Below are 17,303 nucleotides of genomic sequence, written 5' to 3'. Positions count from 1 at the left end.
TCCGCCACTACTAAAAGCCGTTTTTAAATCATCGCTGGTTGTCGCTAGCGCACTTGATGCAAACACCGTGACCAGCGCCATCAGCAACACAAGAAAAATTATTCCGTACTTTCTTAGCTTCGTCATTATCATATTTCCCCTTTCATTTGTTTGGGAACGCCTTCTTCAATGCCAAAAATCCGCGTGGTCAAACGTCGCAAAAATCCCTTTTATCATTCCCTCCCCCTTTACTGGCAAATGGTCTGGATATACCTTCACTTACAAACAGCGTACAACCCGCTCATATCCCTGAGCAGGAAAAAGAGCAGAGCCACGGAGGCGCACAATGAGATAAAAATGCTGCGGTCAGTTTTTGGATACTATGCCAATCTCCCCTTTTTATGGTCCGATATTTGATATTTTGGTGATAAAAATATCTTGTTCGCTGATACGTTTTTATTGACAGCCTATTTTTGATGTCGTTATTCTATCCTATTAGAATACGTATGTCTACTGTTGCAGCTAATTTATTATGTCTATAAATATTCATGCCATTCATGTAGCCTATTCGTATGGTAGGTGAGAAAAATGGCAATTGGCGATAGGCTTAAGATCAGCAGGGAACGTTTGGGATGGAGTCAGTACCGGATGGAGGAGGAGTCTGGGTATTCGCGGAATTCGATCATCAACTGGGAGACCGGGGTGCGCGTACCCCGGGCAGATATATTGGCCGAGCTTGCAAAGCTGCTCAACACCACCTCCGCCTACCTTGTGGGGGAGACGGACGACCACCTGCCGCCGGCGCCGAAGGCACAGACCGCGGCAAGGAGGGACGAATATACAGGCATAACGCGAGAAAGCTCTCCTTTATTAAATCTTGCCATAATTTTTGAGACATTAAAACACGACGGCTCGAACATGAGCGAGGAAGAAAGGGCCGCCGTGATGTCACTTCTTACCGCCTGCATACACGAAATCAGCAATAAATAGATTTTATTTCTATAGGTTATAGCCAAAATTTATTGGCTATAACACAAATAAAAAAGAGAGGAGCACGAAGCTCCTCCCCTTGGCTGACTATCCCATACGATTTATTTTACCGCGGCGTTACAGTTTCAGCATCGTCCCGGCGTCTTTCTCCGCCGCCTTCTCCAAAATCAGTTTCGCGGTCATCACGTCGTGACTTGCGATACCCATGAACAGGCAGACGCGGCGTCCCTCCAATACAGGCGGTTTTTTCCCGGCGATTATCTCGCCCATGTCGGCGTAGATACCCTCCGCGAGCGGGTAACCGTTCTGGAAGTAGACTCCGTGCTCCTGTGTCCAGAGATACTGGCCGCGGTCGTCGCAGACGAAGGAGCGTCCGCCGCTCACGGTGTCGGCGCAGAGGGTCGAATCATAATCACTGGTGATGCAGCAGACGTTTTCTTTCAGCATATCGGCGCTGACCGAGCGCCGCGGCTGGTCGAGGATCGGCGCGCAGCTTGTCACAACGTCGGCATCCGCGCAGGCATCGCGCACCGATCCGCATTTTATAAACTCCACACCCGGAAGGAGTTCCCGCATTTCATCGATGAAACGACCGTACTGTTCCGCGATCGGATCATAAATTTTGATATACTTCATCGCCGGCAGTACCTCTTTGAAGGCGCGCAGCGTGATCTTTCCAATCGTTCCAAGGCCAATGACGGCGACCACGGCGGAGTCTGGCGCGGCAAAGTATTTCGCCCCCAACCCCGCGGCAGCTCCCGTGCGCCAGGTGGTCATCCAGTTACAGTCCATTATCGCCTTGACGACGCCGGTCTCCGTGTCGTTGAGGACGAATATCCCGTTGTTATATGGCAGCCTTTTTTCAAGATTCATCGGAAAACCGGCAACCCATTTCATCCCCGCCATGTCCGTATCGCCGCCGATCCAACAGGGCATGGCATGGATGTAGCAGTTGCCGCGCGGGTGAATGCCGATCTTAGCGGGCAGCTCCGTCTTACCCTCCCCGTTCATGCGCCAACCGGTCTCCACTCCGTCCATTACCTCTTTCATCGAAATTCCCAGCGATTCCACGTCAGCCTGGGAGATAAAACGAACATCGTATGCCATATTCCTGCCTCCTTAGATTATGATAGATTTCTTCCTGCGCTCTTTGAAAGCACAGGTCTTTATTTTCATCTCTGAACATTACAGAGATAGAAAATCTTTAAATTTCGCAGCTGAACTCCGTACGCGCCTGCACCCATAGCGGGCAGAGCGCTAATCAGGCGCGGAGACGTCGGCTCTCACAAAAAGATTTTTCAGAGAGCGGTCGAAAATATCAAGGCGCGCCCGGCCGCTCTCCCGCGTCTTTAGATAGACCCCGTAAAGAAGGGAGTGTACGAGGGACATCACCGCCGCGCACGGATCGATAAACGACAAGTACCTCTGCGGCACGACGAAGAGAATGTCGCACCTGTCGGCGATCGGCGAGTTCAGCGCGTCGGATATGCCGATGATCTTTATCCCGCGGCTGTGCAGCAGCTCAGTTATCTCCTGCGCGGCCCGCGGATAGCGAGGAAGGCTGAATACCAGCGCGGCGCTTCCTGCCGGCCTGTCGCAGATATTCTCGATCTCCGCCATATCGGGAACCTTCACGTTTATGACGCCGCCGCGCAGCACGCTCAGGAAGTAGGCGGCGTAGTCCCCGAGAAAGGCGTTGCTGCCCGAAGCGGCGACCACCACCGAGGGGGCCTCCGCGAGCAGCGCCGCCGCAAGTTCAAATTCCTCGGCGTCGATCATCGCGTGCGCCTCTCTCATGATCGCGTCCTCCAGCTCAAAGACCGTATCATAGACCCGCGTACCATGCTTCGAACGCGGAGAGAACCCCGCCAGCCGCTGCGGCTTTGCCCGCTCTATCTCCGCGCGCAGCGCCGCCTGCATCGCGGAGAAGCTTGGGTAGCCGAGTGATTCCGCAAGCCGCACGATCGTTCCGTGCCCGCTCCCCGCCTCTTTTGCCAGCTGCGCAAGTGTGACATAGGCCATATTCTGATAGTTCTTCAGGATATAATCGGCAACTGCCGCCTGCCTCGGACTGAGCGCCGCCCTCTTCCCGCGGATAGCGGCGAGCAATCCTCCTTCACAATCCTTTCTGTCCATAGACTGTTCATTCCTTTATATAATATTAATTGACTATTTATTCCGTCTGAATATTATCATATATTTATGATATGTCAAATATTTTTTTAGTAAATTTAACGATAAGTAAAATAAATATTATAATCGCTGACAAAAAACGGGGCGCGCCGGTACGCTCCCCGTTTTTTCCGCGAACCGTCAGGCGGCACACGCTATTTTCTGATAACGACAACCATCGACAGTTTTATATATTTTTCTTTCAGATCTTTGAGTTCTTCGTTCCGCAGGCGGATACAGCCCTCGGTGGCGTTTTTGCCTATCGACTGCGGGTCGTGCGTTCCGTGGATGCCGATGCCGCGCCAGGGTGTCTTGAGGCGTATGAACCAGGGGCCGTAGGCTCCTTTGATCTCGCCTTTGCCGTCCCTGAAGTCGTGCGTCCAGTAGGAGGCGTTCTGTATCTGCAACACTTTGAATACCCCCTCCGGAGTCCGCCCGTCGCCGGGTTTTTGTTTCTGCCCGTCGTTGACGCCGGTGGCGACGGCGTAGGACCGGATGACCTTCCTGTTTCGGACCACAAAGAGCCGTTTCTGTTTTTTTCTTATCAGCAGCCAGTCGTCGTCTTCTTCGTTTAGGACGGCTTCGGCTTCAAGCGCCTCCTCCTCAGTGATGCGCTCCAGCTCGGACGAAAGGGCCGCGCATTCGGTGAAGAGGCCAATCGATAACAGCAGCGGCAAAAGCAGCGCCAGACGGCGAAACCGCCCCTTATTTACGGATTTTTCACTTACAGCCCTTGAAAAAATGACAGACACAGCTTCACACCTCCGGCGGATTTTATACGGACAACGTCCACGGCACCTTATGCCGCATTATATCCTATCAATCCTCAAGACAAAAATCCCCGCGGCCTTCCGTCGTCCGACGTTAATGCCGCGGGGATTCCTTACATAACTTGTTATATCCCCGGTTATTCGCTGCAGATGTTTTTCAGCATTCCGATGGGTTCGATTTCGACCTCTATGAGGTCCCCCGCCTTTATTTCGCCGACGCCCTGCGGCGTGCCGGTGGAGATTATATCGCCCTCTTCAAGCGCCGCAAAGCGGCTGATGTGCGAGATGAGGCGCGGAATGGGGAATATCATCTGTTCGATCGCCCCATCCTGTACCACCCTGCCGTTGAGACGCGTGACGACGCGCGTCTCCTTCGGCAGTTCCTTTGTCAGCAAGATTGCCGGACCCAGGGGGCCAAAGGTGTCGAAGCTCTTGGCCCGCGTCCACTGGCCGTCTTTATTTTGCAGCGCGCGCGCCGTGACGTCGTTCATGATCGTATAGCCGAGGACGTGTTCGTAGGCCTCTTCCTCGCTGATGTTCTTTCCGCCCTTGCCGATGACGACGGCTAGCTCTCCCTCGTAATGGATGGTACCGGCCCAGGCAGGAATGCGGATAAAGTCGTTCGCTCCGATGATCGAGGAGGTCGCTTTGAGGAATACCAGCGGCTCCGAGGGAATTTCATGCTCTAGCTCCTTCACATGTCCCACATAGTTGCGTCCGATGCACCAGAGTTTTTTGGGCGCAAAGGGCGGCAGGAACTTAACGCGCTCCACGGGGTAACTCAGCCTTATCTGCGAGATTATCCCCGAAAAGGGGTCCCCCTCCACTATATCGACCGAATTGCCGCGTATCTGACCGCTGTACGAGCGTCCGTCGACCATAAAACGACAGTAACGCACTGGTGCCTCTTTTTTAGCCACAATGATTTCTCCTTTATCCTATTTTCCGTTCTCTCTTTTATCGAGCGCATCGGCGATACGCTCCAGCCCCTCTTTGAGCATGGCACGCGTCGTGCCGATGTTGAGCCGCGCGAAGCCGTCGCCCTCGACGCCGAACCAGGTGCCGGGGTCAAGCGCCACCTTCGCCTCGTTGACAAGGAAGTCCGTCAGTGTCTCGTCGTTGAAGCCGTAGCCGCGGAAGTCTATCCAGAAGATGTAGGTGCCCTCCGGATGGTCCATGTGCGCCTTCGGCATCCGTTCTTTGACGAAGGCCTCCATGTAATCGCGGTTGCCTTCGAGGTGGTCCATCAGCTCTTTGTGCCATTCGCCGCATTTGCCGTAGGCGGCCTCCATGGCGGTGATGCCGAGGATGTTTATCGAGTTGAGATGGAATCTCTCAAGGACCGAGACGTATATCCCGCGCAGAAGTTCGTCGGGGATTATCGCAACGGAGGCCTTCATCCCCGCGATGTTGAAGGTCTTGCTCGGAGCGATGAAGGTGACTGTGCGCTCGGCCATGCCCGGCAGCGAACCGATGCAGATGTGCTTCGCGTCGCTGAAGACGAGGTCCTGGTGTATTTCGTCGGCAATGATGATCATATTTTTGCGTACCGCGATGTCGGCGAGCCTTTCGAGCTCCTCGCGGCTCCAGACTCTCGCCACGGGGTTATGCGGGCTGCAGAGGATCAGCGTGCGGCAGGTCGGGGTGACGAGCTTTTCAAGCTCGTCGAAGTTCATCGTATAGCGGCCGTTCTCATAGATGAGCGGGTTCTTGACGATGATGCGCCCCGCTTCGCGGACCGTCCGGTAGAAGGGCATGTAGACCGGCGTCTGGATTATTATCTGGTCGCCGGGTTTGGTGAGGCCCATTACCGCAAACGACAGTCCGGCGACGACGCCCGGGGCCCAGCTCAGCGCCTCGCGGCCGAACTCCCAGCCGTAGTGCTCCCGCTCCCAGGCGCATATCGCGTCGCGCAGTGAGTCGGGGATCATCGGATAACCGAGAGCGCCCTCGTCGACCTTCTTATGTATCGCCGCCAGCACTTCGGGCGGCGCGGGGAAGTCCATGTCGGCGACCCACATCGCAAGCAGGTCGTCGCGGCCGAAATCATCCTTGAGGCCGTCCCACTTTTCGCAGTCGGTGCCCCTTCTGTCTATATATTTATTGAAATCGTATTTCATCATGTCCTCCCGTTATTATGGCCTGCGCCGGATTTTTCATCTATATTTTCCGCTTTATTATCTGTATATGCAAGCATAAATTGAGGTAGAATAGAAAAACTGTCAAATATAACGACGTAAAAACTGGAGGAATGAGCAATGTCTATAAAAAATACATCGGCAGAGACGCCCGCGTGTTCGCCCACTAAGAAAACTTCTAATCTTCGCCGGAGCGAACAGGCGGCGGAGCTGGAGCTGGGACGCGGCGCGGTGCTGCCGGAACGCGCCGCCATGCCCGCGGATTATAAATGGCGGCTGGAGGATATCTACCCCTCGCAGGAGAGGTGGGAAGAGGCGTTCGCGGCGCTCAGGGCGCGTCTGCCGGAGATCGCCTCCTACAAGGGAACGCTCGCCGAGTCGCCAGCGCAGATGGCGAAGTTCTTCGCGCTGCGCGACGAGCTCTCGATAACCCTCGGCAAGCTCTTCGTCTACGCGAACATGAAGAGCCACGAAGATACCGCCGATTCTAAATACCAGGGACCGGCGAATCGGGTCTCCGCCCTTTCAGTGGAGTTCTCCGCCTGCGCCAGCTATGTCACGCCGGAGATCCTCGATATGCCGCAGGAGCGCCTCGAAGAGTTCGCGAAGTCGCCGGAGCTCGCCGATTACGCCTTCTCTCTGCGCGAACTGCTGCGTCAGCGCGCCCACGTCCTCTCGGAGGCCGAGGAGCTGATAATCGCCCGCGCCGGCGACATGGCGGGCGTGGCGGACAACGCCTTCTCAATGCTGACAAACGCCGACATGGAGTTCCCCCCGATACGCGATGAGAAGGGCGAAAAGGTCGAGATGTCGGAGGAACGCGCCGTCTCCTACCTGCGTTCGCCCAAACGCTCGGTCCGCAAGGCGGCCTTCGAATCGCTCTACACCCCCTACGCCGCGATGAAGAACACTCTCGGCGCAACCTTCGACGGCATGCTCAAGACTTCGAAGTTCTACGCCGAGTGCCGCAGGTATGAATCGCCGCTCGCGGAGGCGCTCGACGCCAACAATATCCCCATCTCCGTATACGACAGCCTCGTGGACACGCTCGAGGGCAGCCTCGCGCCGATGTACCGCTACATGGAGCTGCGCAAACGGATATTGAAGGTCAAGGAGCTCCATATGTACGACCTCTATGTCCCCCTCGTCGCCGATCCCTTTAAGGAGATCGCCTGGAGCGAGGCGAAGGAGATGATGTTCCACTATCTCGCGCCGCTCGGTGAAGAATATCTCGCGCAGGTACGCGCGGGGCTCGGCGAGGGCTGGGCGGACATCTTCCCCAACCGCGGCAAGCGCAGCGGCGCCTATTCGTGGGGCACCTACGGCACCCACCCCTATATATTCATGAACTATACAAACAACCTCAACGACGTAATGACCCTCGTCCATGAGATGGGCCATTCCATGCACAGCTTCTACTCGCGCCGCAGCCAGCCCTACGCGACCTCCGACTACTGCATCTTCACCGCCGAGGTGGCCTCGACGACGAACGAAGTGCTCTTCCTCTCCGGGCTGCTCTCCGAGACGGAAAAGAAGAAGCGCCGTCTCTACCTGCTGAACCGCCGCCTTGAAAATATCCGCACGACGGTCTACCGCCAGACGATGTTCGCCTCTTTTGAACGCGAGGTGCACCTGCGCGCGGCAAACGGCGGCGACACGACGCCCGAGGGGCTAAAGCAGCTGTGGTATGAGCTCAACAGGAAATACTATGGAGAAATGATCGTCATCGACGAACCTCTGAAAATGGAATGGGCGAGGATACCTCATTTCTACAGCCCCTTCTACGTCTATCAGTACGCCACCGGCTTCTCGGCGGCGACCGCGCTCGCGCAGGCCATCCTCGAGGAGGGCGCGCCCGCGACGGAAAGGTATCTGAACTTCCTCACAAAGGGCGGCTCCGACTACCCCATCGAACTGCTGAAGGGCGCGGGAGTGGATATGAGCACGCCCGAACCCGTCAAAGCGGTCGTAAAACAGTTTGAAGAGACCCTCGACGAGATGGAGGCGATTCTCTAATGCGCAGCTACGGCGGAGGTATATACGGCATCGACGCACACTACGAGAGCGAGGGGATGGCGGCAATCTATCTGCTGGTCTCCGAGGGGCGCGCCGCCATAATCGAAACGGCGCATAACGCCTCGCTGCCTCATCTGCTCGCGGCCCTCAAGGCTCTCGGCGTGAAGCGTGAAAATATCGATTATATCTGCGTCACCCACGTCCACCTCGACCACGCGGGAGGCGCCGGCAGCTACATGCGGGAGTTCCCGCAGGCGAAACTCGTCGTCCACCCGCGCGGCGCGCGCCACATGGTATCCCCCGCAAAGCTCGTCGAGGGCGTCAAGGCGGTCTACGGCGAGGCGGAGACGGAACGTATCTACGGCGAGATAATCCCCGTGGCGGAGGAGCGCGTCATCGCGCCGGAGGATGGGCGCGAACTCAAATTCGGGGAGATGACGCTCGTCTGTTACGACGCGCCTGGTCACGCGAAGCACCACATGATATTCTTTGAAAAGAGCACACGGTCGCTCTTCGCGGGAGACGCCTTCGGCATCTCATACCGCTGGATGAAGGGCGCGGACGGCCGCTGGGCCTTCCCCACCGCCTCCCCCGTCCAGTTTGATCCCGCGGCGATGACCGCGACAACGGAAAAGATCGTCGCGCTCGCGCCGGAACAGATATTCATCACCCACTTCGGCGAACTGACGAACGTGCGTAAAAACGCGGCGCTGCTGACCGAGGGTGTAAAAAAATATGTTGAAATAACGGAGGCCGCATCCGGCGACAAGGCAAAGATAAAGGCCGGGCTGGCGGAACTTTATAGAGAAACCGCGGAGAAAGAGGGCACCTCGCTGCCCGCCGCGACGGTCGAAGAGTCGCTGCGCGTCGATCTCGAGCTCAACGCGCAGGGACTATCCTGCTGGTACTCAAACAGCCGCAAAAAGTAAAAATAACTGAAAAAGCGTGGGTATGGGGAATATACGCATACCCGCGTTTTTCTTTTCTCAGTATTCTCTCAGGATTATCTCCGCCACCGCGCGTGCAAGCAAATCATGCGCCCTCTCGTCGAGATGGACGAAATCGACGCCGCTCGCCGTAACGATCCGCGCCGCGTCCAGAAACAGGCACGCCCTCTCCCCTGCTAGTTCCGCGAACCTATCCGCAAGTTCAAGGCTGACATGGTACGAACGGGCGTCAAAACCAAAATCACTGCCGCCGCAGACACCCTCGCCTAAAGACGCCGGCGAGATTATGAGGATCTTCGCCGCGCCGGAGGTCTCGGCCTTCACGACATCGACGATCCGGCGCAGCCCCGCCGTTATCTCTTTCGCGGAGGCGTGAAACTCCGCCTTACAGTCGTTGGTGCCGAGCATCAGAACGACAAAATCAAGGGGGCGGTGCGAGGCGACACAGGGAGAAATGTAATCTATCCCCGCTCCGCCGGGCCGCACCGGTTCACGAAAGACGGTGGTGCGCCCGCACAGCCCCTCCTCAACGACGCGCCACCCGGGACCGAGCAGCCGCTCCAGCCGTCCCGGCCAGCGCACATCAAAGCTGTAACGTCCAAGACCGCCCGCGATGTAACCGTAAGTATTCGAATCGCCAAAACATAGAATGCTCTTCATCGTTCTATTTTAGCACCGAAGGCCGCGGCTTTTTTATGTCGCGCGGCCGATACATTTTCAAATTCGCCGCTCTATGTTATTCTTTTTCGTGGTATGGACCTTAATTGTTTGTTTTGCTTAAAAAGCTGCTTTTAATACCGGCGGCGAAGGCCGCGGACGGAGAATGATCATGGTGGAGATCGAAGATTTCAGCGCCGGGCTGATATGCGGGGAGGACACGCTCCTGCTCGGTAACAGCGAACGGAAAAACGCCAGCATCGGCAGGATCATAGAGACGTGGCCGGAGTCCTTTCCCGACCGCGCGCTCATCGTGCTGGACCATAAAGGGCGGCTCTACGAGAGTTTCGCGCGGGAGGCGCTGCTGGCCGACCTCTCAAGTGAGGGGTCCCTCATTCCAGACCTCATCGAACCCTTCATCGCCAACGAAGATATCGGAGTGGGCAGCGAAAATATCGCCTACGTCATACGCCAGGCGGTCTATCAGGAGATAAAATCCCGCGACGCCAACGATAAATTTTTCGACGACCTCGGCAAACTCGTCACCGACAGAATGCTTCTCTACATGCTGGAGACGGCGAAAAACGTCGTCCACAACCTCACGGCCTGCGCCGGAGCCGAGGGAGAGGAGGGCGTGATCGGCACCCTGCCGTCGCTGAACCTGTTCCAGATATTCTGCCGCCAGCACCGCTTCATCGAAACATTGATGACCAAGACGATCGGCGGCGAGACGGGGATACTTCCCGTAAAATACCGGCTCAAAGAGGCGGAGGCAGCCAGCGCCTTTATAACCAGGGAGTTTGCCCTCGCAAGGTATATCCTCGAACATGAGCTGCGCTTCCAGAAAAACGGCGACCGCGACGCGCCCCTGCCCTTCGCCGATCTGCTCTCCACAAACGGGGACAACACCAACACCCAGCGCTGCATCAAGATGCAGGCCGACGCAAGCACGGCGGACTTCCGCGCGCTGATAACCCTGATGAGACGCGGCGCGGGACTCTTCCGCAGCCTGAACACCCTAAAGCTCGGCGAATACCTCAGCGCGCCGCAGGGACGGCCGCTCTTCGTCTGCTCCAGCGGCAGCGCCTCGGCGGACCGCGGCTTCGCGCCGCTCCTGATCGCCGCGATCGGCGCGGCGGCGCAAAACACAAAGAGCTCCGCCGTGATACTCATCCCAGAGCTGGACCGCTGGGGACTCCTTAATTACCTTGATAAATTCCGCCAGAGCTGGGACCGTCTCAGCTTCACCTTCGGCTACGACAACTTCTCGCGCCTGTCGCTCGAAAGCAGGACGGAGGACGGCCAGCTGCTGGAAACGCTCTATTCCGCGAGCACCCAGCGCATCTGGCACGCAAGCGAAGAGGAGCGGCTGAACCGCGCCTTCGGCACCTACGTCTCCGCCGCCGACGTCATCTACAGACCGGAGGATCTCAACGAAGAGATACGCGCCGTGGAAAAAGAGGGGCGCGTGACCTACGCCGCCCTCGAAGAACAGCCCCGCCCCGCTCCCGTCAAACGGCGTGTGAAGCTGCGCCGCGCGCGCCGCGCGGCAAAACTTTGGATCGCCGAGGGGGCTGAGCGCCATGAGAAACTGACGCTCGCCTCGCTTCTTGAAGAGGGGGAGACGCTTTGAGCCTTATGAAGGGGAAATTACCGCCGCTCTGCGCGAAATACGGGCGTGAACTTAACGGGCAAACCAGCGGCGTCGATCAGATACTGGAAGATTACGCCGCGCTGGACCGCATCGCCGTCGCCCTCGCCTCCGAAGAGCAGAACAATGTCGCGCTCACCGGCCCCGCCGGCTGCGGCAAGACGACGACCGTACGCAAGCTCGCGGCGCTCATCGAAGAGGGCCGCTACCGGCGGCTCGCGGGACGGCGCGTCGTCGAACTCAACATCGACCTGATAAACCAGGACCGCAAAAAGAGAGACCTCCGCTTCAAGCACATCCTTGACGAGGCCGAATACTACAACATCATCATCTACGTCGACGAGGCCCACCGCCTAAGCGAAAACTCCGGCCCCTCGAACCTGCTCAACACGCTGAAACCATACATCACCAGCGGCGGGCTCAGCATGCTCATCTCGACGACCTCCGAAGAGTTCCGGCTCTATATCGCCCGCGACCGCGCGATGGAGCGCCGCTTCCAGTCCGTAGAGCTGAAGGAGCCGGACCACGGGCGGCTGCTGGAGATACTTGAACGCGTGGCGCGCGTGCGTTACCCGCGGACCGACATCACCAAAGAGGCGATCGCGGAGACGGCGAGGCTCGCCGCGCTCTGCGCGCCGGAACGTTCCGAACCGGCGCGTTCGCTCGAACTGCTCCACTACGAGGTCTCCGCGGCGCAGATAAACCTGCCGCCCGAAGAATATGCCGAAAAAATCACGGAAGAAGACGCAAGACGCGCCGCCACCCTCAAGATGGACGGCTATCGGGAAAGAGACTAGACGCCATGCTGAAATCAACCTTTGCAATATACAACGACTACGGACCGGAGGCGAAAAAACGCAGCGCCGAACTCGCTAAAAAGACGCTTGAGCAGATCCACCGCGAATATCTCGAAGCGGTCTTCACCGCCGCCTGCCGCCGCCGTCTCGATATCTGGGACTTCGCGCAGAAATTCATGGAGTCGGATTTCGCCCGTTCACTCGACAGGCCGGAGACGCTGCTTGCGCTGACGATGGACGAGGTATTCCGCGACTTCATGGTCCGCTGCACCCAAAGCGGCGTCGAAATAGAGTCCGTACCAAATGAAAAAACCGGCATGGCCGCCTTCCGCGACATCTCGCCCGAGGCCAAGTGGCTCGTGGAGCTATACTCAAAGTGGCACTCGAAGACCGGCGAAGCGGGCTGTGAAATAGCCGAACGCGCCCCCGCCGCGCTGCTCAAAAAGATCCACAAAAAGGCGATGACACACCGCACCGATGAAATAATCGCCCTGCTCATCGAAAACTCCGCCGAAGCGGCAATGATAACTTCAAAGGATTACGAGAGGCTGGAGGGGTTGTAAAAGCAGCCTTCTTATGAGGCGGCTGAGCCGCAAGTCGCGGAAATTTTTAACGACAAAAACTAAATAACATTATAATGGCACCGATAAGAGGCCCCGGCATCTTTACGTTACTAAGATGTCGGGGCCTCTTTATAATTTTCCAGATACCGTCTATTTCAAAAGTTTCTTTGAAGCGGCTGACATACCTTTGCTTAATCTCTCAAGGATCAGATCTATCTCCTCTTTCGTTGTAACAAGCGGCGGCGCGAGGAGGAAGTTGTCTCCCTCCACACCGTCGATCATCCCGCCGGAGGGATAGATTATCAGACCTGCGTTTATACATTCTTTTGTGGCTACGCCCGCGGCGCCAACGCCCTTTTCAAATGGCGCTTTAGTGTCCTTGTCTTTGACTATTTCAACACCGCACATAAACCCCTTGCCACGAACGTCGCCGATGATTGGATTCTCCGCTGCTATCTTACGAACTCCGGAGATCAGATATTCTCCGTTCCTCGCGACATTCTCGATAACCTTATGTTCTTTCATATACCTCATGACCGCAACTACCGCCGCTGCCGCTATCGGATTGCTGTTATAGGTATGGCCGTGCATGAACCCGCCGCTTGTATTACGTATCGTATCCACGATACTGGTGCTCGCGATCATACCTCCGGTAGGAACATAACCGGCCGCCAGCCCCTTCGCCGTGGCAATTATATCGGGGACAACGTTCCAGTTATCAACGGCAAAACCTTTTCCCGTCCTGCCGCATCCTGTCATGACTTCATCGGCAATTAAAAGAACATCATATTTGGTACATATATCGCGGACTATCGGCCAATACTCATCTGGCGGTACCAATGCGCCGACAGTTGAACCGACGATCGGTTCGGCGATAAATGAGGATATATACTGCGGCCCTACGCGTCTTATCTCCTCTTCAAGCCTGTATGCGCAGCGCGTATTGCATGATTCCTGTTTCAACCCAAATGGGCACCTGTAACAATATGTCGCCTCTATTTTGGGAGATTCCTTAAACAGCGGAGAGAATATCCTGCGCCTGGACATCGCCCCTCCTACAGCCATCGTGCCCAGGGTATTCCCATGGAAAGAATTCCAGCGGCCTATCGTCAAAGATTTGCTCGTATAAATCCCGTCTCTGTCGTAGAAATACTGCCTCGCAAGCTTCAGCGCCGACTCAACGGCTTCGCTTCCGCCGCTGACAAACCATACTGTGTCCAGACCCTTTGGGGCGATCTCCGCAACGGCGGCAGCCGCCTCTTCCACAATTGGGAACGACCAGCGCGAGGGATGTCCGAACTCAAGTTTTTTATACTGCTGATTGACCGCCTCAATGACTTCGTCTACGCAATGTCCCAAGTTGGAGACGAGAGCGCCGCTGCATCCATCGATATACTCCTTGCCGTCAGCGTCAAAAATATATATCCCGGCGCCCTTTTCTGCCTTTAAATACTCTGATTTGAAATTACGCGGAAAAGCATGGTTCATAATACTTACGCTCCCTCTTTCTCAATATCAATACGTGCTCTGTCATTCGAAAAAAACTTTTGTGACAGATAAACCGCTATTAAGAGTCCCAGTCCCGCAGCATCAGTGAAACCCTTTGGGTCTATGAGGCAGAACGACGAGGCAAACAGCATCACACGCTCCACCAGTTTTAGATCCCGTTTCCAATATCCGGAAGCCGCGCAGGCAAGTGAGAACGTTCCTAAAATAGCCGTGATGACAAACCGGCAGACAAGCAGCTTAGGAGGATCTCCAATAAAAAGCAGTTCCGGATTATATACAAATGCGTATGGTACGATAAACCCGGCCAGGGCGATCTTAACGGCGTTAACTCCCGTCTTCATCGGATGCGAACCTGCGATGCCGGAAGCGGCAAAGGCCGCCAGCGCCACCGGTGGGGTGATATCCGCCATTATTCCAAAGTAGAGAATGAACAGATGAGCGGCAATATCAGGTACGCCAAATTGCTGGATGGCAGGGGCGGCCATGGTAGCCAGGATGATATACTTCGCTGTTGTCGGAAGCCCCATCCCTAATATCATCGAAGCGCACATCGTCAGCAACAGCGTGGGCAGCAGCATGCCGTGCGCCAGATATATTATGCCGTTAGCGATCTTCAGCCCCATACCGCTCAGCGTAACCACGCCTATTATTATTCCGGCACAGCCGCAGGCGATAGCGACACCGATCATAGACCTAGCTCCCGTCTCAAGAGCGTCAAACAAAGTTTTCCTGGTAAACCTAGTATTCTTCCTAAGCATCGCTACCGCAACCGTGGAGATTATACTGATCAGCGCGGAGGTCATTGGCGTATAACCTTTTAGAAGGAGATACACAATAATGACTATTGGGAGAAACAGATGAGCCCCCTCCGCCAAAGTCTGCTTAAGGTCTGGCAGATCTTCTCTAGGTATCCCCTTCAACCCCAGCCGTTTACCCTCCATATGGACCATAACCCAAACACCCGTATAATAGAGAATGGCAGGCAGCGTCGCCGCAACGGCGATCTTCACGTATGCTATCCCCAGGAACTGCGCCATGATGAATGCCGCCGCACCCATTATCGGCGGCATTATCTGGCCTCCTGTAGAGGCCGCCGCCTCCACACCGCCGGCAAACGCCGCCGGATAACCGATTTTTTTCATCAGCGGGATCGTAAATACACCGGTCGTAACTGTATTTGCCACGGAGCTTCCAGATATGGTGCCGAAGAGGCAGCTCCCAAAAACAGAGACCTTTGCCGGGCCCCCAACTCTATGTCCTGCCAATATGAGAGAAAGGTCTATGAAAAATTTCCCCAACCCTGATTTTTGTAAAAACGCCCCGAAAAGGACGAACATAAAAACAAAGGTTGCGGAAACACCAAGAGGCAATCCGAAAATACCTTCCGTGGAGATATACATATGACTTATGATTCTTTCCACAGAAAAACCGCGGTGTCCCATGAAACCTGGAATATACGGCCCCACCTTTGCATAGATCAGAAACAACACCGCCACGACCGTCATAGGTGCCCCGACTACCCTTCTTGTCGCCTCCAATACGAGTAGGACAAGAACACTCCCCAGGACGACATCATGGATCGTCGCCATACCACCCTGCATCATAATATCGTGGTAGTATACCGTGATATAAAGGCAGGCGGCTGCGCTGATTAAAGCTAAAATAACATCTATCGGATCCATTTTTGAGCGTGATTTCTTGGACGTTACCGGATAGAGTAAAAACCCCAGAGACAGAGCAAATGCAAGATGTATGGAGCGTTGTATCTGGGCGGGAAATACGCCAAACGCGGCCGTATAGGTCTGGAAAACCGAGAAGGCTACGCATAGCAGCGATATAAAAATGTTCCACTTCCCCGCAAGTTTTCTAAAGGTAGATTCTTTATCGAACTTTTCGAGCATTTTTTCTGCTGCTGCTTCATTTTCCGTAGCGTTAAAGCTCTTTGTATCAAAGCTCATTATGTTTCTTCCCCCTTCGGAGATCAAAAATAAAAGGGCCCTTCTCTTCCATTTTTATATAAAATAGGACCTCCGCGAAGAACCCTTTTAATTACGTAAGTTACTTTTTATTTCAAAACACCTTTTTCCATAAAATACCTTTTTGCACCTGGATGCAGAGGAATTGCCACGCCATCCAACGCTGTCTTCAATGACATTCCTTTGGCGGCGGAATGCGCTGTTTTAACCTCGTCAAGATTCTCAAAAAGTGCTTTTGTCATCCCGTAGACAATATCCTCAGGTAATTTTGAATCAACTATCAGCAGTGCCTGAACGGCCACCGTCTCATACGGGGCAGTCTGATATTTGTATGTATTGGCGGGGACGGTCACAGGCGTATAGAAGGGATATTTTTTTACTATATCTTCTCTCAGCTTTCCTCCAACGGGAAGAAGCGTCACCCTGTTCAAAGAATTCAAATCATGGACGATTGCCGCCGGCACGCTTGAGTTTGTATGAAACGCGTCAATATGGCCATCCTTAAAGTGCTCTGAGGATTCGCTGAAGGAGAGGTAAAACGGCTTTAAATCCTTATATGTAATGCCAGCCGTACCCAGTATCTGCCGCAGGGTAACTTCATTGCCGCTGCCTGGCGCACCGACGGAGACGGATCTTCCTTTCAGGTCGGAAATGCTTTTTATACTGCCGTCTCCTTTGGCGATTATGTGGGTCGTATCGGGATATACTCTGCAAATTGCCGTCAAATTGGGATACTTGTTCTTAAACATCTCCATACCATTATACGCATAGTATGTGATGTCGGTTTGTATGAGGGCAACGTCAATGTCGCCCTTTCCAAGAAGATGGGCGTTGTTAACGGAACCATCCGTCGTCTGCACGGTTACATTTATCCCCTTTGAATGTTTATTGATCGTATTCGCGATCGCCCCTCCAAGAGGGAAAAATGTCCCCGCCGTCCCCCCTGTGCCCATGCTTAACTCTTTTGCGTTGGCCGTCATAACTGTTGCGAGGAGAAGGCTGAATACCACGAAACTTAGAAAACCCATCTTCATTTTTCTGTTAAACATTATATATTCCTCCTGTTATGTAATCTTGCCGATAAAAACCTCTGGTAGACGTGATACGGCGCGAAATAATTGATCCTCTGCAATAAAAA

15 protein-coding genes are annotated in these 17,303 nt (G+C 55.0%); 6 read left to right on the top strand and 9 right to left on the bottom strand.

Annotated elements, in window-relative coordinates; translation table 11 throughout:
* Positions 1–567 precede the first annotated feature (567 nt).
* Positions 568–969, top strand: coding sequence for a helix-turn-helix domain-containing protein (locus BED41_RS03090; protein WP_084002220.1), 402 nt, complete (start codon positions 568–570; stop codon positions 967–969).
* 117 nt (positions 970–1,086) lie between these two features.
* Here BED41_RS03090 and BED41_RS03085 read toward each other — a convergent pair whose 3' ends face one another.
* The 5 genes from BED41_RS03085 to BED41_RS03065 form a co-directional block, all read right to left on the bottom strand.
* Positions 1,087–2,076 (bottom strand): ornithine cyclodeaminase family protein, encoded by a 990-nt coding sequence (locus tag BED41_RS03085; protein ID WP_066742974.1) that lies wholly within the window; start codon positions 2,074–2,076, stop codon positions 1,087–1,089.
* Between the two features lie 150 nt (positions 2,077–2,226).
* Positions 2,227–3,105 (bottom strand): MurR/RpiR family transcriptional regulator, encoded by an 879-nt coding sequence (locus BED41_RS03080; protein ID WP_084002219.1) that lies wholly within the window; start codon positions 3,103–3,105, stop codon positions 2,227–2,229.
* Between the two features lie 191 nt (positions 3,106–3,296).
* Positions 3,297–3,893: a L,D-transpeptidase gene (locus tag BED41_RS03075; RefSeq protein WP_229712382.1), complete on the bottom strand. Its 597-nt coding sequence runs from the start codon at positions 3,891–3,893 to the stop codon at positions 3,297–3,299.
* Positions 3,894–4,048: 155 nt separating this feature from the next.
* A complete protein-coding gene (locus tag BED41_RS03070) occupies positions 4,049–4,831 on the bottom strand; it encodes a fumarylacetoacetate hydrolase family protein (RefSeq protein WP_157102245.1) in 783 nt (260 codons plus the stop codon).
* Positions 4,832–4,849: 18 nt separating this feature from the next.
* A complete protein-coding gene (locus BED41_RS03065) occupies positions 4,850–6,034 on the bottom strand; it encodes a MalY/PatB family protein (protein ID WP_229712381.1) in 1,185 nt (394 codons plus the stop codon).
* 135 nt (positions 6,035–6,169) lie between these two features.
* Here BED41_RS03065 and pepF point away from each other — a divergent pair, with 135 nt between their 5' ends.
* Together pepF and BED41_RS03055 are read left to right on the top strand one after the other, a co-directional pair.
* The gene (pepF, locus tag BED41_RS03060) at positions 6,170–8,065 is read left to right on the top strand and encodes an oligoendopeptidase F (protein WP_229712380.1); all 1,896 of its coding nucleotides are present in this window, start codon (positions 6,170–6,172) and stop codon (positions 8,063–8,065) included.
* Complete coding sequence (locus tag BED41_RS03055) at positions 8,065–8,994, top strand: MBL fold metallo-hydrolase (RefSeq protein ID WP_066742962.1); 930 nt, start codon at positions 8,065–8,067, stop codon at positions 8,992–8,994. Before pepF ends, BED41_RS03055 begins: the two co-directional genes overlap by 1 nt.
* A gap of 57 nt (positions 8,995–9,051) precedes the next feature.
* Here BED41_RS03055 and BED41_RS03050 read toward each other — a convergent pair whose 3' ends face one another.
* Positions 9,052–9,672 carry an SGNH/GDSL hydrolase family protein gene (locus BED41_RS03050; RefSeq protein WP_066742959.1) on the bottom strand — a complete coding sequence of 207 codons (621 nt, stop codon included), beginning with the start codon at positions 9,670–9,672 and terminating at the stop codon, positions 9,052–9,054.
* Positions 9,673–9,841: 169 nt separating this feature from the next.
* Here BED41_RS03050 and BED41_RS03045 point away from each other — a divergent pair, with 169 nt between their 5' ends.
* The 3 genes from BED41_RS03045 to BED41_RS03035 are packed head-to-tail and all read left to right on the top strand — an operon-like array spanning position 9,842 to position 12,680.
* Complete coding sequence (locus BED41_RS03045; RefSeq protein WP_157102244.1) at positions 9,842–11,302, top strand: hypothetical protein; 1,461 nt, start codon at positions 9,842–9,844, stop codon at positions 11,300–11,302.
* A 5-nt stretch (positions 11,303–11,307) separates the two neighbouring features.
* The gene (locus tag BED41_RS03040; protein WP_229712424.1) at positions 11,308–12,117 is read left to right on the top strand and encodes an AAA family ATPase; all 810 of its coding nucleotides are present in this window, start codon (positions 11,308–11,310) and stop codon (positions 12,115–12,117) included.
* A 5-nt stretch (positions 12,118–12,122) separates the two neighbouring features.
* Positions 12,123–12,680, top strand: a complete 558-nt coding sequence (locus BED41_RS03035; protein WP_066742951.1) for a hypothetical protein — start codon at positions 12,123–12,125, stop codon at positions 12,678–12,680.
* Between the two features lie 150 nt (positions 12,681–12,830).
* Here the strand turns inward: BED41_RS03035 and BED41_RS03030 are convergent, their stop codons facing one another.
* The 3 genes from BED41_RS03030 to BED41_RS03020 form a co-directional block, all read right to left on the bottom strand.
* Positions 12,831–14,168 carry an aspartate aminotransferase family protein gene (locus tag BED41_RS03030; RefSeq protein ID WP_066742948.1) on the bottom strand — a complete coding sequence of 446 codons (1,338 nt, stop codon included), beginning with the start codon at positions 14,166–14,168 and terminating at the stop codon, positions 12,831–12,833.
* Positions 14,169–14,173: 5 nt separating this feature from the next.
* Positions 14,174–16,147, bottom strand: coding sequence for a TRAP transporter permease (locus tag BED41_RS03025; RefSeq protein ID WP_066742945.1), 1,974 nt, complete (start codon positions 16,145–16,147; stop codon positions 14,174–14,176).
* Between the two features lie 107 nt (positions 16,148–16,254).
* Positions 16,255–17,214 carry a TAXI family TRAP transporter solute-binding subunit gene (locus tag BED41_RS03020; protein ID WP_008710335.1) on the bottom strand — a complete coding sequence of 320 codons (960 nt, stop codon included), beginning with the start codon at positions 17,212–17,214 and terminating at the stop codon, positions 16,255–16,257.
* Between the last annotated feature and the right edge of the window lie 89 nt (positions 17,215–17,303).

It is taken from the genome of Cloacibacillus porcorum (assembly GCF_001701045.1).
In the GTDB taxonomy this organism is placed as follows: Bacteria; Synergistota; Synergistia; order Synergistales; family Synergistaceae; genus Cloacibacillus; species Cloacibacillus porcorum.
This window is presented reverse-complemented; position numbering and strand designations above follow the sequence as displayed.

Bases quoted from the DNA above. Each gene is read 5' to 3' on its own strand.
- BED41_RS03025 (WP_066742945.1), bottom strand. From the start codon at position 16,147: ATGAGCTTTGATACAAAGAGCTTTAACGCTACGGAAAATGAAGCAGCA.
- BED41_RS03045 (WP_157102244.1), top strand. From the start codon at position 9,842: ATGGTGGAGATCGAAGATTTCAGCGCCGGGCTGATATGCGGGGAGGAC.
- BED41_RS03030 (WP_066742948.1), bottom strand. From the start codon at position 14,168: ATGAACCATGCTTTTCCGCGTAATTTCAAATCAGAGTATTTAAAGGCA.
- pepF (WP_229712380.1), top strand. From the start codon at position 6,170: ATGTCTATAAAAAATACATCGGCAGAGACGCCCGCGTGTTCGCCCACT.
- BED41_RS03040 (WP_229712424.1), top strand. From the start codon at position 11,308: ATGAAGGGGAAATTACCGCCGCTCTGCGCGAAATACGGGCGTGAACTT.
- BED41_RS03080 (WP_084002219.1), bottom strand. From the start codon at position 3,105: ATGGACAGAAAGGATTGTGAAGGAGGATTGCTCGCCGCTATCCGCGGG.
- BED41_RS03065 (WP_229712381.1), bottom strand. From the start codon at position 6,034: ATGATGAAATACGATTTCAATAAATATATAGACAGAAGGGGCACCGAC.
- BED41_RS03035 (WP_066742951.1), top strand. From the start codon at position 12,123: ATGCTGAAATCAACCTTTGCAATATACAACGACTACGGACCGGAGGCG.
- BED41_RS03055 (WP_066742962.1), top strand. From the start codon at position 8,065: ATGCGCAGCTACGGCGGAGGTATATACGGCATCGACGCACACTACGAG.
- BED41_RS03050 (WP_066742959.1), bottom strand. From the start codon at position 9,672: ATGAAGAGCATTCTATGTTTTGGCGATTCGAATACTTACGGTTACATC.
- BED41_RS03020 (WP_008710335.1), bottom strand. From the start codon at position 17,214: ATGTTTAACAGAAAAATGAAGATGGGTTTTCTAAGTTTCGTGGTATTC.
- BED41_RS03085 (WP_066742974.1), bottom strand. From the start codon at position 2,076: ATGGCATACGATGTTCGTTTTATCTCCCAGGCTGACGTGGAATCGCTG.
- BED41_RS03090 (WP_084002220.1), top strand. From the start codon at position 568: ATGGCAATTGGCGATAGGCTTAAGATCAGCAGGGAACGTTTGGGATGG.